Source organism: Rugamonas fusca, assembly GCF_014042365.1.
Lineage (GTDB): Bacteria > Pseudomonadota > Gammaproteobacteria > Burkholderiales > Burkholderiaceae_D > Rugamonas > Rugamonas fusca.
In genome coordinates this window covers 25429-39201 of sequence record NZ_JACEZS010000014.1, presented here as the reverse complement: position 1 = coordinate 39201, position 13773 = coordinate 25429, and the positions used below count along the sequence as shown (strand labels likewise).

12 protein-coding genes are annotated in these 13773 nt (G+C 64.1%); 10 read left to right on the top strand and 2 right to left on the bottom strand.

Features of this window, described 5'->3' with window-relative positions; all coding sequences use genetic code 11:
- Positions 1-458: 458 nt before the first annotated feature.
- Both H3H36_RS16575 and H3H36_RS16570 read right to left on the bottom strand, forming a co-directional pair.
- Positions 459-1781: a homoserine dehydrogenase gene (locus tag H3H36_RS16575; protein ID WP_182219201.1), complete on the bottom strand. Its 1323-nt coding sequence runs from the start codon at positions 1779-1781 to the stop codon at positions 459-461.
- Positions 1782-1853: 72 nt separating this feature from the next.
- The gene (locus H3H36_RS16570) at positions 1854-3086 is read right to left on the bottom strand and encodes a pyridoxal phosphate-dependent aminotransferase (protein ID WP_182219200.1); all 1233 of its coding nucleotides are present in this window, start codon (positions 3084-3086) and stop codon (positions 1854-1856) included.
- Positions 3087-3284: 198 nt separating this feature from the next.
- Between H3H36_RS16570 and H3H36_RS16565 the strand changes: the two genes are divergently transcribed.
- The 10 genes from H3H36_RS16565 (at position 3285) to H3H36_RS16520 (ending at position 13654) form a co-directional block, all read left to right on the top strand.
- Positions 3285-3683: an Mth938-like domain-containing protein gene (locus H3H36_RS16565; protein WP_182219199.1), complete on the top strand. Its 399-nt coding sequence runs from the start codon at positions 3285-3287 to the stop codon at positions 3681-3683.
- Complete coding sequence (locus H3H36_RS16560; RefSeq protein WP_182219198.1) at positions 3683-5347, top strand: glycosyltransferase family 39 protein; 1665 nt, start codon at positions 3683-3685, stop codon at positions 5345-5347. The genes H3H36_RS16565 and H3H36_RS16560 overlap by 1 nt, the downstream gene beginning before the upstream one ends.
- A 28-nt stretch (positions 5348-5375) precedes the next feature.
- Complete coding sequence (locus H3H36_RS16555; protein ID WP_182219197.1) at positions 5376-5747, top strand: DMT family transporter; 372 nt, start codon at positions 5376-5378, stop codon at positions 5745-5747.
- A 140-nt stretch (positions 5748-5887) separates the two neighbouring features.
- The gene (locus H3H36_RS16550) at positions 5888-7024 is read left to right on the top strand and encodes a DegT/DnrJ/EryC1/StrS family aminotransferase (RefSeq protein WP_182219315.1); all 1137 of its coding nucleotides are present in this window, start codon (positions 5888-5890) and stop codon (positions 7022-7024) included.
- A gap of 23 nt (positions 7025-7047) precedes the next feature.
- Complete coding sequence (locus H3H36_RS16545; protein WP_182219196.1) at positions 7048-8034, top strand: glycosyltransferase; 987 nt, start codon at positions 7048-7050, stop codon at positions 8032-8034.
- A complete protein-coding gene (locus H3H36_RS16540) occupies positions 8031-8990 on the top strand; it encodes a formyltransferase (RefSeq protein ID WP_375539601.1) in 960 nt (319 codons plus the stop codon). The genes H3H36_RS16545 and H3H36_RS16540 overlap by 4 nt, the downstream gene beginning before the upstream one ends.
- A 21-nt stretch (positions 8991-9011) precedes the next feature.
- A complete protein-coding gene (locus H3H36_RS16535) occupies positions 9012-10064 on the top strand; it encodes a bifunctional UDP-4-keto-pentose/UDP-xylose synthase (protein ID WP_182219195.1) in 1053 nt (350 codons plus the stop codon).
- Positions 10065-10068: 4 nt separating this feature from the next.
- Complete coding sequence (locus H3H36_RS16530; RefSeq protein ID WP_229219952.1) at positions 10069-11046, top strand: polysaccharide deacetylase family protein; 978 nt, start codon at positions 10069-10071, stop codon at positions 11044-11046.
- Positions 11047-11096: 50 nt separating this feature from the next.
- On the top strand, positions 11097-11567 hold the full coding sequence (locus tag H3H36_RS16525) for a peroxiredoxin (protein WP_311196646.1): 471 nt from the start codon (positions 11097-11099) through the stop codon (positions 11565-11567).
- A gap of 260 nt (positions 11568-11827) precedes the next feature.
- Positions 11828-13654: a PhoH family protein gene (locus tag H3H36_RS16520; protein WP_182219194.1), complete on the top strand. Its 1827-nt coding sequence runs from the start codon at positions 11828-11830 to the stop codon at positions 13652-13654.
- Positions 13655-13773 lie beyond the last annotated feature (119 nt).

Sequence of the window (13773 nt, the reverse complement as noted above, 5' to 3'; positions counted from 1 at the left end):
CGCCTCATGACTGCGGCACTTCGCTGGCCGTGCGCAGGCAATACGCCGGCCATGCTGCATTCAGCGTACTCTATTTTCATTCTATTTTGCAACAATCTGGATGCAGCGGGAACCGTGCGCCGTCCCGCGATCCGGGCGCCCGCACCAGCCTGCGCTTGGCCGCCCATAACGTAGGCCATCCAGGATAGCCGGATGGCAATACTCGCTATCACTGTAACGCCATGAACCCCGTTGCGCCACTGCCGCGTGCGCTCTCCCGTCATGCTGTGGTTTTACTGCGAAAAAAAAAGGAATGAGCGCATCAACATGACGCAGCCGATGGCCTGCGGCGGCCGGGACCGGGCCTGCTGCTTCCGGACGATCAAGGCAGGCTTTCCCGGTAATCCGTGAAGAACCAAAAAAAAGCCAGCACCCGTTGCCGGGGGCTGGCCTCGTCGCCGCGGATGCGGGCCGGGCGCTTAGCTCAGGTTTTCCAGGCGGATCTTGGTCACCGTGCCGAACACGCTGGCCAGGCCTTCCATCTTGGCGATGGCCGCTTCCACGTTCTTTTCCTGGGTCTGGTGGGTCAGGAAGATGATGTCGGTGCGGATCTCGCCTTCGGCCGGCTCCTTCTGCAGCATGGCGTCGATCGAGATGGTGGCGTCGGCCAGGATGCGGGTCAGGTCGGCCAGCACGCCGGGCTGGTCGGCCACGTTCATGCGCAGGTAGTAGCTGGTCGTCACTTCCGACATCGGCAGGATCTCGATGTCGGTCATCTCGTTGGGCTGGAACGCCAGGTGCGGCACGCGGTGCTCGGGATCGGCCGTGGCCAGGCGGGTGATGTCGACCAGGTCGGCGATCACGGCCGAGGCGGTCGGCTCGGCGCCGGCGCCCTTGCCGTAGTACAGCGTGGCGCCCACGGCGTCGCCCTGCACCAGCACGGCGTTCATGGCCCCTTCCACGTTGGCGATCAGGCGCTTGGCCGGGATCAGGGTCGGATGCACGCGCAGTTCCACCCCTTCCGTACCATTGACCTTGGCGCGCTTGGCGATGCCCAGCAGCTTGATGCGGTAGCCCAGTTGCTCGGCGTAGCGGATGTCCACGGCGTTGAGCTTGGAGATGCCTTCCACGTACGCCTTGTCGAACTGCACCGGAATGCCGAACGCGATCGCGGCCAAAATGGTGGCCTTGTGCGCCGCGTCCACGCCTTCGATGTCGAAGGTGGGGTCGGCTTCCGCGTAACCGAGTTCCTGCGCCTGCTTGAGCACGGTGGCGAAGTCCAGGCCCTTGTCGCGCATCTCGGACAGGATGAAGTTGGTGGTGCCGTTGATGATGCCGGCCAGCCATTCGATGCGGTTGGCCGTCAAGCCTTCGCGCAGCGCCTTGATGATGGGGATGCCGCCGGCTACGGCCGCCTCGAACGCCACCATCACGCCCTTGTCCTGGGCGGCGGCGAAGATCTCGTTGCCATGCACGGCCAGCAGCGCCTTGTTGGCCGTCACCACGTGCTTGCCGTTGGCGATCGCCTGCAGCACCAGGGCCTTGGCCGTGTCGTAGCCGCCGATCAGCTCGACGACGATATCGATCTCGGGATCGTTGACGATGTCGAATGGATCGGCCACCACTTTCACCTGGCCGCCGGTGCGCTCCTTGGCCCGTTCCAGGTTGCGGGCCGAGACGGCCACCACCTCAATACCGCGGCCGGCGCGGCGGCGGATTTCTTCCTGGTTGCGGCGCAACACGTTGAACGTACCGGCACCAACGTTGCCGATGCCTAGCAGACCTACTTTGATGGGATTCATAACAACTCGTTTCATTACGGTGATATCGAACGCCGCCGCGGCGGCGCCCGGTGAATAAAGGGCGGAAACGGCTCAATAGCCCAGGCTGTGGCGCTTGCGGTAACCTTCCATGAAGCGCGCGATGCGGCCGAACGCTTCCGTCATGTCGTCCGTGTTGGGCAGGAACACGACACGGAAGTGGTCATGGTTGATCCAGTTGAAGCCACTGCCCTGGACGATCAGCACCTTGGTTTCGGCCAGCAGTTCGTAGGCGAATTGCTGGTCGTCCACGATCGGGTAGATCTTCGGATCGAGGCGCGGGAACATGTAGAGCGCCGCTTTCGGCTTGACGCAGGTGATGCCGGGGATGTCCGTCAGCAGCTGGTAAGCGAGGTCGCGTTGCTTCAACAGGCGTCCGCCCGGCCCCACCAGGTCCTTGATGCTCTGGTAGCCGCCCAGCGCAGTCTGGATCGCAAACTGGCCCGGCGCGTTCGCGCACAAACGCATCGAGGCCAGCATGTTGAGGCCCTCGATGTAATCTTTGGCATGGCTTTTCTCGCCCGACACCACCATCCAGCCGGAACGGTAGCCGCACGAGCGGTAATTCTTCGACAGGCCGTTGAAGGTCACGCACAGCACGTCGTCGGCCAGCGAGGCGATCGACACGTGCTGGGCTTCGTCGTACAGCACCTTGTCGTAGATCTCGTCGGCGTAGACGATCAGCTGGTTCTGGCGCGCGATCTCGATGATCTCGCGCAGCAGCTCGACCGGGTACAGCGCGCCCGTCGGGTTGTTGGGGTTGATGATGACGATGGCGCGCGTGTTGGACGTGATCTTGCTGCGAATATCCGCCAGGTCCGGGTACCAGTCCTGCTGCTCGTCGCAGATGTAGTGCACGGGCGTGCCGCCGGACAGGCTGACGGCGGCCGTCCACAGCGGATAGTCGGGCGCCGGCACCAGCACTTCGTCGCCCGTGTTGAGCAGCGCGTTCATGGCCATCACGATCAGCTCGGAGGCGCCATTGCCCAGGTAAATGTCGTCGATGGTGACGCCGCGGATGTTCTTGCCTTGCGTGTAATGCATGACCGCCTTGCGCGGCGCGAACATGCCCTTGGAATCGGTGTAGCCGGCCGCGTTGGGCAGGTTGACCATCATGTCGTGCACGATCTCGTCGGGCGGATCGAAGCCGAACACGGCCAAGTTGCCAATATTCAACTTCGTGATCTTGTGGCCTTCCTCCTCCATTTGCCGGGCTTTTTCCGGCACGGGCCCGCGGATCTCGTAGCACACTTCCGCAAGTTTGTTCGATTTATGAATCGGTCGCAAAATAAAATCCTGTGTTGGTGAGGCAAAACGACGCGGCCTGCCAAAATCCGGCCCTGGCCCATGCTGCAATGCGAAAAGACCCATTCTGCCGAAAGCCTCCCATTTAATCAACCTTTGCGGCGGGCAAGTCCGGGAAAAACGCTACAATGACGCTTCTTTTGCCGACCCTAGACCGCAAGACCGCGCCTGAAACCCTATATGAAGCTCCATCCCAGCAGCACCCAACAATACCAGACCGTCACCGGCTACGATGACACCGGGGTCGAAATCAACGCCCAGCGCTACAACTACAGCCTGCTCGTGCTGCCCGAGACGGCGCCGCAAGCCTGGGGCGCGGCCACCTTCGAGGCACTGACGGAAGCCCATTTCACCGCCATCCTGGACCTGGCGCCCGACGTCGTGATCCTCGGCACGGGCGCGCGCCAGCGCTTCATCCACCCCAGGCTGACGGCCGCGCTGACCATGCGCCGCATCGGCGTGGAATGCATGGACAACCAGGCCGCTTGCCGGACTTACAACATTTTGATGGGCGAAGGCCGCAAGGTCACGCTGGCCCTGGTGATGGGGGCAACCCTGGGTGCGGGTGAGCCGGCCTGATGAACAACGACCTGTACAACTCCAAAAAGCTGCTGTGGTCGCTCGCGATCGTCTTCACCCTGGTCTGGCTGTACGTGCTGGGCTGGCGCACGCTGGTGCCGCCCGACGAGGGCCGCTACGCGGAAATGGCGCGCGAAATGCTCGCCACGGGCGACTGGATCACCACCCGCCTGAACGGCATCAAGTACTTTGAAAAGCCCCCCCTGCAAACGTGGATGAACGCGCTTTCGTTCGCCGTGTTCGGCCTGGGCGAATGGCAGGCGCGCCTGTGGACGGGCCTGTGCGGCCTGGGCGGCGTGCTGCTGACCGGCTACACGGGCCACAAGGTGTTCGGCGCGCGCGCCGGCTTTTACGCCGCGCTGGCGCTGGGCGCCAGCCTGTTCTGGGTGGCCTCGGGCCAGATCGACTCGCTCGACATGAGCTTGTCGGGCATGATGACCATCGCCCTGTGCGCCCTGCTGCTGGCCCAGCGCGACGGCGCCATGGCCGCGCAGCGGCGCAACTGGATGCTCGTATGCTGGACCGGCATGGCGCTGGCCGTGCTGGCCAAGGGCTTGATCGGCCTGGTGCTGCCCGGCGCCGTGCTGGTGCTGTACACGGTGGCCGCGCGCGACTGGGGCATCTGGACCCGGCTGCACCTGGGCAAGGGCTTGCTGCTGTTCTTCGCCGTGGCCACGCCATGGTTCGTGCTGGTGGCGCTGAAAAACCCGGAACAGCCGCACTTCTTCTTCATCCACGAACACGTCGAGCGCTTCCTGCTCAAGACCCACCACCGCGAAGGCCCGTGGTACTACTTCTTCGTCATGCTCATTCCCGGCATCATGCCGTGGCTGGGCGTGCTGCCGCAAAGCCTGCTGGGCGCGCTGCGCCGCCAACCGCTGGCCAGCTTCCAGCCGCGCCTGATGCTGCTTATCTGGGCCGGGTTCATTTTCTTCTTCTTCAGCTATTCCAGCTCCAAGCTGCCCGGCTACATCCTGCCCATCTTCCCGGCGCTGGCCCTGTTGATCGCCGTCTACCTGGAAAACGCCTCGCGCCCCAACCGCGTGTTCGCCGCCGTGCTGCTGCTGATCGTCGGCGTGGCCGGCATCGCCGCCGTGCCGCAGATCGCCCACATCAAGGTCTACAGCCCGGCCGAAGTGAAGATGCTGGAAGCCTACCAGCCGTGGGTGCTGGCGGCCGCCATCGTCGCCGCGGCCGGCGGCGCGCTGGCCCTGCTCCATGCGCGCCACCTGCGCCGCGACGCCAGCGTGCTGACGCTGGCCATCGCCGGCTTCCTGGCCACCCAGATGGTGCTGGCCGGCTTCGAGCCGTATGGCAAGCTGCGGGCCGGCAAGGCGCTGACCCACCGCATCCAGGCCGAACTGAAGCCGGACACCAAGATCTATTCCGTCTCCACCTACGAACAGTCGATGACGTTCTACCTGGGCCGCACCGTCACGCTGGTCAACTACTGGGATGAATTCACCTTCGGCCTGCAACAGCAGCCGGAACTGTCCATCCCCACGGTGGACGCCTGGATCGCCATCTGGCAGCAGGACGCCAAGGCCGGTGTGAAGGACATCGCCATCATCGACGTCGAGGACTATCCGAAACTGCAGGCGCGCGGCATCCCCATGCGCGTCATCGCCGAAGATACCCGCCGCCTGGCCGTCGCCAACCTGTAACTGATTGAATTTTTAACCGTATTTCCTGATGAATCTCGCAACCTTCAGTTTTATCGTCACGGGTGTGCTGCTCAACGCCCTGGCCCAGCTGCTGCTCAAGGCCGGCACCAAGGCCGTCGGCGCCATCCACCTGACCATGGACAACTGGTTCTCGATCGGCCTCAAGGTGGCCACCCAGCTGCCCATCATCGGCGGCCTGACCTGCTACGTGCTGTCGGTGGTGCTGTGGATCATCGCCCTGTCGCGGGTGGACGTGTCGATCGCCTACCCCATGCTGTCGCTGGGCTACGTGGTGACGGCCGTGGGCGCCTGGTACTTCTTCGGCGAAGCCGTGTCGCTGCAACGCATGGCCGCCATCGTCGTGATCCTGGTCGGCGTGGCCCTGCTGGCGCGCAGCTGACCCGGCGCGCTTTTTGCCGGCCAGCCAACAAAATGGCCGGTCGTAGCGAGAACCCATTAGAATATGCGCTGCCCTTGGGGGCGGCGCGCCACGAGCGCCCGCCTGACCACCAGAACAAGTTGAAGAAAGTGACCACCGATATGAGCGCAGCCCTGCCCTTCCTGCCTTTTTCCAAACCCACCATCGATGAAGCCACCATCGCCGCCGTCGGCGAGGTGCTGCGTTCCGGCTGGATCACCAGCGGCCCGAAAGTGCAAGCCTTTGAAGCCAAGCTGTCCGAATACTTTGGCGGGCGCCCCGTGCGCACCTTCAATTCCGGCACCTGCACCATGGAGATCGCGCTGCGCATCGCCGGCATCGGCCCCGGCGACGAAGTCATCACCACCCCGATCTCGTGGGTGGCCACGGCCAATGTCATCATCGAAGTGGGCGCCACGCCGGTGTTCGCCGACATCGACCCCGTGACCCGCAACATCGACCTGGACAAGCTGGAAGCGGCCATCACGCCGCGCACCAAGGCCATCATCCCGGTCTACCTGTCCGGCCTGCCCGTGGACATGGACCGCCTGTACGCCATCGCCAACAAGCACCAGCTGCGCGTGGTGGAGGATGCGGCGCAGGCCTTCGGCTCCGAATGGAAGGGCAAGCGCATCGGCGCGTTCGGCGACTTCGTCTCGTTCAGCTTCCAGGCCAACAAGAATATCACCACCGGCGAAGGCGGCTGCCTGGTCCTCAACAACGAGGAAGAAGCGCGGCTGGCCGAGAAATACCGCCTGCAGGGCGTGACCCGCAGCGGCGTGGACGGTATCGACGTCGACGTCCTCGGTGGCAAGTACAACATGAGCGACATCATGGCCGCCATCGGCCTGGGCCAGTTCGCCAACATCGACGCCATCACGGCCCACCGCCGCGCGCTGGCGCGCCACTATTTCAGCTGCTTCGGCCCCGACTTCGAAGCGCAATCGGGCGCCCAGCTGCCGCTGCAAGCCTTCGACACCAGCAACTACCACCTGTTCCAGATCGTGCTGCCCGACCAGGGCCCGGACACGCGCGCCAACTTCATGCGCAAGATGGCCGAGTACAACATCGGCACCGGCTACCATTACGCGCCGATTCACCTGTTCACCATGTACCGCGCGCGCGGCTTCAAGGAAGGCATGTTCCCCGTGTCGGAAAAAGTGGGCCGCCTGACCGTCACGCTGCCCATGTTCTACGCCATGACCACGGCCGACGTCGAACGCGCCGTCGCCGCCGTCAAGGCCATCCTGATCAAATAATGACCGCAATGACCGTCACACCAATGAAACCAGAAATATCCGTCGTCATCCCGGTCTACAACGAGCAGGCCGGTTTGCAGACCCTGTTCGACCGCCTCTATCCCGCGCTCGACGCGCTGCAAACCAGCTACGAGATCGTGTTCGTCAACGACGGCAGCCGCGACAACTCGGTCTCCATCCTGGCCGAGCAGTTCCGCGCCCGGCCCGACGTCACGCGCGTGGTGCTGTTCAACGGTAACTACGGCCAGCACATGGCCATCCTGGCCGGCTTCGAGGCGGCCCGCGGCGACATCATGATCACGCTCGACGCCGACCTGCAGAACCCGCCCGAGGAAATCCGCCACCTGGTGGCCAAGATGCGCGAAGGCTACGACTACGTCGGTTCGATCCGCCGCAAGCGCCAGGATTCGGCCTGGCGCACCTATGCCTCCAAGGCCATGAACCAGCTGCGCGAGCGCATCACCAACATCAAGATCACGGACCAGGGCAACATGCTGCGCGCCTACGGCCGCAACGTGATCGACCTGGTCAACCAGTGCGGCGAAGTGAATACCTTCGTGCCGGCGCTGGCCTACCGCTTCGCGCGCAAGCCGACGGAAATCATCGTCGAGCACGAGGAACGGGCGGCCGGCGAATCGAAATACTCGCTCTACAGCCTGATCCGCCTGAACTTCGACCTGGTGACGGGCTTCTCGCTGGTGCCGCTGCAAATGTTCTCCATGCTGGGCATGGCGCTGTCGGTCGGCTCCGGCCTGCTGGTGCTGGTGCTGCTGGTGCGCCGCCTGTTCCTGGGCGCGGAAGCGGAAGGCCTGTTCACGCTGTTCGCGATCGCGTTCTTCTTCATGGGCGTGATCCTGTTCGGCATCGGACTGCTGGGCGAATACGTGGGCCGCATCTTCCAGCAAGTGCGGGCCCGCCCGCGCTACGTGGTACAGACCATCCTGCAACAGCAGCACGGCCACGAGCAGCTCAACACGGACGAGCTCGAAAAACGCTCGGTGGCCCGATGAACGGCGCCATGCTGGAACACCGGCCGCGCGCCGTCGTGTTCGCCTACCACAACGTCGGCGTGCGCTGCCTGAAAGTGCTGCTGGCCGGCGGCGTGGACGTGGCCCTCGTGGTCACCCACGAGGACAGCGCGGGCGAGAACATCTGGTTCGATTCCGTGATCTCGGTCTGCCAGGACCAGGGCATCCCCTACATCACCCCGGCCGACGCCAGGTCGCCTGAACTGCTGGCCCAGGTGCGCGCGGCGAAGCCGGAGCTGATGTTCAGCTTCTACTACCGCCACATGCTGCCGGCCGAACTGCTGGCCGTGGCGCCGGCCTACAACATGCACGGTTCGCTGCTGCCCCAGTTCCGCGGCCGCGCGCCCGTCAACTGGGCCGTGCTGCACGGCGCCGACGTGACCGGCGCCACCCTGCACGAGATGACGGTCAAGCCCGACGCGGGCGCCATCGTGGCCCAGATGGAAGTGCCCATCCTGCCCGACGACACGGCCTTCGAAGTGTTCGGCAAGGTCACCGTGGCGGCCGAGCAGGCGCTGTGGCGCGTGCTGCCCACGCTGCTGGACGGCACGGCGCCGCGCCTGCACAACGATTTGACCCAGGGCGGCTACTTCGGCGGCCGCAAGCCCGAAGATGGCCGCATCGACTGGACCCAGCCGGCACAAACGGTGTACAACCTGCACCGCGCCGTGGCGCCGCCGTATCCGGGCGCCTTCACCGACATCGATGGCGTGCGCTATGTGGTGCAACGGGCACGCTTACGCAAGGCCAACCATGAACATACTGACAATGTTGCCGCCGCAAGTTTGCGTCCGGGCTTGACAGTAGTGGATAATTGCATCTTTGGCGTGTGCGGCGATGGCCGCATGCTGGCGATTTCCGCCCTGACGGCCGACGGTGAACCCATCACGGCCGCGCAGTTGCAGTCCCGCCTGGCCGCTTCCGCCAGCGGACATTGAACATTACCTAGAGAAGATCACATGAAAAAAGTCCTCATCCTCGGCGTCAACGGCTTCATTGGCCACCACCTGTCGAAGCGCATCCTGGAAACGACCGACTGGCACGTCTATGGCATGGACATGAGCACGGACCGCATCACCGACATCCTGGAGAATGAAGCGTACAAGTCGCGCATGCACTTCTTCGAGGGCGACATCACGATCAACAAGGAATGGGTCGAGTACCACGTCAAGAAGTGCGACGTGATCCTGCCGCTGGTGGCCATCGCCACCCCGTCCACCTACGTCAAGCAGCCGCTGCGCGTGTTCGAACTGGACTTCGAGGCCAACCTGCCCATCGTCCGCTCGGCCGCCAAGTACGGCAAGCACCTGGTGTTCCCATCGACCTCGGAAGTGTACGGCATGTGCCACGACGAGGAATTCGATCCCGAGAACTCGGAACTGATCTGCGGTCCGATCAACAAGCCACGCTGGATCTACTCCAACGCCAAGCAGCTGATGGACCGCGTGATCTGGGGCTACGGCATGGAAGGCCTGAACTTCACCCTGTTCCGTCCATTTAACTGGATCGGCGCCGGCCTGGACTCGATCCACACGCCGAAGGAAGGCTCGTCGCGCGTGGTGACCCAGTTCTTCGGCCACATCGTCCGTGGCGAGAACATCTCGCTGGTCGACGGCGGCAACCAGAAGCGTGCCTTCACCGACATCGACGACGGCATCGACGCCCTGATGAAGATCATCGAGAACAAGAACGGCGCCGCCAGCGGCAAGATCTACAACATCGGCAACCCGACCAACAACTACTCGATCCGCGACCTGGCCGGCATGATGCTGAAACTGGCCGAGGAATATCCGGAGTACGCCACCGGCGCCAAGCAGGTCAAGATCGTGGAAACCACGTCCGGCGCCTACTACGGCGCGGGCTACCAGGACGTGCAGAACCGCGTGCCGAAGATCACCAACACCTGCGAAGAACTGGGCTGGAAGCCATCGACCACCATGGCCGACGCGCTGCGCAAGATCTTCGACGCCTACCGCAGCCAGGTAGCCGCAGCCCAGGCCCTGATGGATTGATGATTTGACCGGTCCCCTGCCCACCCGGCGTCAGCCCCTGCTGACGCTCAAGATCGATGTGGACACCTATCGCGGCACCCGCGAGGGTGTGCCCAACCTGGTGCGCATGCTGCAAGCGCACCAAGCCCACGCCACGTTCCTGTTCTCGCTGGGCCCGGACCACACGGGCTGGGCCTTGCGACGCGCCTTGCGGCCAGGCTTTTTCAGCAAGGTATCGCGCACCTCCGTGGTCGAGCACTACGGCTTCAAGACCCTGATGTACGGCACCCTGCTGCCGGGACCGGACATCGGCAAGCACTGCGCGGCCGAGCTGCGCGCCGTGCGCGACGCCGGTTTCGAATGCGGCATCCACACCTGGGACCACGTGCTGTGGCAGGACAACGTGGCCAAACGCCACACTGCCTGGACCGTGGCCATGATGCGCAAGGCGGCCGCCCGCTACACCACCGTGTTCGGCACGCCGCCGCACACGCATGGCGCGGCTGGCTGGCAGATGAACGGCGCCGCCTTCATCGAGCACGATGCGGCCGGCTACCGCTACGCCTCGGACGGGCGCTGCGTGTTGAACGACAACGGTACGCTGGCCAATCCGGCCGACGGCCCGCACCGGCTGTCGGTCGATGGCAAGGTGCTCGATTGCCTCCAGTTGCCCACCACCCTGCCCACGCTGGACGAGCTGCTGGGACGCGAGATCGATGGCACCGTCATCACGACGGCCAACATCGCCGCCTGCCTGCTCAAGCTGACGGCCTGCGCCACGCGCGACCACGTGTACACCTTGCACGCCGAGCTTGAAGGCCAGAAACTCGCCCCCATCTTCGAGCAGTTATTGGCCGGCTGGCGCGCCCAGGGTTATCAACTGGCGTCGATGGCCGACCACTACGGGCACATCAAGGATGAGGTGCTGCCCGTGTGCCCCATGACGTGGGGCGAATTGCCGGGACGTTCGGGCCAGCTGATGGTGCAAGGCGCCGCCCGCTAGTGCCCGCCGTCCCCGTTGCTGATGAAGTTCACCGTTCAGGAGAGTACCCCGTGGCTGATCGCCCAACCGTAGCACCCATCGCCGATTTTTCCGCCCCCATGACGGGCGGCCAGACCTTCCAGCTGGCCGGCCGTCCGGCCCGCTACACGGTGCTGTATTTCTACCCCAAGGACAATACGCCCGGCTGCACCACCGAGAGCATGGCGTTCCGCGACCTGTACGCCCAGTTCCAGGCGGCCGGCACCGAGATCTACGGCATCAGCCGCGACTCGCTGCGCTCGCACGAAGGCTTCAAGGCCAAGCTGGGCCTGCCGTTCGAACTGATTTCCGACCCCGAGGAAACGCTGTGCCAGCAATTCGGCGTCATGAAGCTCAAGCAGATGTACGGCAAGACCGTGCGCGGTATCGAGCGCAGCACGTTTGTCATTGACGCTCATGGGCAATTGGTGAAAGAATGGAGAGGCGTGAAGGTAGCAGGTCACGTCGATGAAGTGCTGGAATTTGTGGCGCGTCAGGCTTAGTTCAGCTTAAGGCGCGTTGCGAACATCCAGTTTGCTCAACCGTAGCTCGTCCAAGCGCAACCGGCCATTTTGAGTCAGCACTGTACCAAACCTCGCCCTACATGGTGGCCAGCTGGCCACCACGCGGTATCTTACCCGGGCCGCCCGAGTGCCCGTCGGCAGTCTTGTAACCCTGTTTCCCCCGCATCCACCCCATATGGCTCCCCTGCCAGGTACGCCCGTGGGCGGATTCCTCCAGAATTTATTTGATCGAGATCCTGATGCCACTGCCAAAAATTCCAAGTAAGCCAGCAACTTTACTGCTGGCAAAAGATTATCCCAAGGCCAGCGGCGCCAACCCCACACCGGCCCTCGCGGTCGACGTCGCCGCACCAGTAACCGCGCCAGCGGCCAGGAAGGCGCCCGCCAAGGCCAAGGCCGCCACCGTCAAGGCGGTGGCCGTGGCCAAGCCTGCGCCAGCGGCCAAGCCGGCCGCCAGGAGCAAGGCCAAGGCCGCCATCCTGCAGGCCGCGCCCCATGTGCCGGCCGGCGAAGCGTCGCCCTCGCCATCGAAGGTCAAGGCCGCGCCGGCCGCGCGCGCCAAGGTCACGCCGATCACGGCCGAGGCGCCCCATCCGGCCAAGCACAAGCCGGTGGAAGTGCCGCTCAAGTCCTCCACCAGCCGCCACGCCGACCAGTTGGGACAGACCAAGCTGTTCGTGCTCGACACCAACGTGCTGATGCATGATCCATCCTCGCTGTTCCGCTTCGAGGAGCACGACGTCTACCTGCCGATGATGACGCTGGAGGAACTGGACAACCACAAGAAGGGCATGACGGAAGTGGCCCGCAACGCGCGCCAGGTCTCGCGCACGCTGGACGCGCTGGTGTCGAACACGGACGATGACGCGATCGAAAAAGGCATCCTGTTGTCCAAGCTGGGCAACAAGGACGCCAAGGGCCGCCTGTACTTCCAGACCCGGCTGCAAAGCGCGGACCTGCCAGCCGGCCTGCCGGTGGGCAAGGCCGACAACCAGATCCTGGCCGTCGTGCGTTCGCTGGAAGCGGAGCAGGAAGGCCGCCCCGTGGTGCTGGTGTCGAAAGACATCAACATGCGCATCAAGGCGCGCGCGCTGGGCCTGCCGGCCGAAGACTACTTCAACGACCACGTGCTGGAAGATACCGACCTGCTGTACTCGGGCATCGTGCAACTGCCGGACGATTTCTGGAACAAGCACGGCAAGGACATGGAATCGTGGCAGGAGAACAAGAACGGCCAGAGCGCCACGTTCTACCGCGTGACGGGTCCGTTCGTGCCGTCCATGCTGGTCAACCAGTTCATCTTCCTCGAGCCGAAAAATGGCGAAGCGCCGTTCTACGGCCAGGTCAAGCAGATCAACGGCAAGACGGCCGTGCTGCAAACGCTGCGCGACTTCTCCCACAACAAGAACAATGTGTGGGGCGTGACGGCCCGCAACCGCGAGCAGAACTTCGCGCTGAACCTGCTGATGAATCCCGAGTGCGACTTCGTCACGCTGCTGGGCCAGGCCGGTACCGGCAAGACCCTGCTGGCGCTGGCGGCGGGCCTGGCACAAGTGCTGGAGACCAAGCTCTACAACGAGATCATCGTCACCCGCGTCACGGTGCCCGTGGGCGAGGACATCGGCTTCCTGCCCGGCACGGAGGAGGAAAAGATGTCGCCCTGGATGGGCGCCTTCGACGACAACCTCGAAGTGCTCAACAAGTCCGATTCGGACGGTGGCGAGTGGGGCCGCGCGGCCACCCAGGACCTGATCCGTTCGCGCATCAAGATCAAGTCGCTCAACTTCATGCGCGGGCGCACCTTCGTCAACAAGTTCCTCATCATCGACGAAGCGCAGAACCTCACGCCCAAGCAGATCAAGACCCTGGTCACGCGTGCCGGCCCCGGCACCAAGATCCTGTGCCTGGGTAACATCGCCCAGATCGACACGCCTTACCTGACGGAAGGCTCGAGCGGCCTGACCTACGTGGTGGACCGCTTCAAGGGCTGGTCGCACAGTGGCCACGTGACCTTGGCGCGCGGCGAACGCTCGCGCCTGGCCGACCACGCCAGCGAAGTGCTGTAAGCGTTTTTTGCCTCAGCGACGCCCCGCCCGCAGCGATGCCGGCGGGGCTTTTCGTTAATGGGGGTACGTCCCCAATTAACGGCCCTGATTTGTAGTTGAGTACTCAAGTATCACGGCCC

Excerpts from the sequence above, each read along its gene's own strand:
- H3H36_RS16575 (WP_182219201.1), bottom strand. The coding sequence starts at position 1,781 with ATGAATCCCATCAAAGTAGGTCTGCTAGGCATCGGCAACGTTGGTGCC.
- H3H36_RS16565 (WP_182219199.1), top strand. The coding sequence starts at position 3,285 with ATGAAGCTCCATCCCAGCAGCACCCAACAATACCAGACCGTCACCGGC.
- H3H36_RS16560 (WP_182219198.1), top strand. The coding sequence starts at position 3,683 with ATGAACAACGACCTGTACAACTCCAAAAAGCTGCTGTGGTCGCTCGCG.
- H3H36_RS16555 (WP_182219197.1), top strand. The coding sequence starts at position 5,376 with ATGAATCTCGCAACCTTCAGTTTTATCGTCACGGGTGTGCTGCTCAAC.
- H3H36_RS16550 (WP_182219315.1), top strand. The coding sequence starts at position 5,888 with ATGAGCGCAGCCCTGCCCTTCCTGCCTTTTTCCAAACCCACCATCGAT.
- H3H36_RS16545 (WP_182219196.1), top strand. The coding sequence starts at position 7,048 with ATGAAACCAGAAATATCCGTCGTCATCCCGGTCTACAACGAGCAGGCC.
- H3H36_RS16540 (WP_375539601.1), top strand. The coding sequence starts at position 8,031 with ATGAACGGCGCCATGCTGGAACACCGGCCGCGCGCCGTCGTGTTCGCC.
- H3H36_RS16535 (WP_182219195.1), top strand. The coding sequence starts at position 9,012 with ATGAAAAAAGTCCTCATCCTCGGCGTCAACGGCTTCATTGGCCACCAC.
- H3H36_RS16520 (WP_182219194.1), top strand. The coding sequence starts at position 11,828 with ATGCCACTGCCAAAAATTCCAAGTAAGCCAGCAACTTTACTGCTGGCA.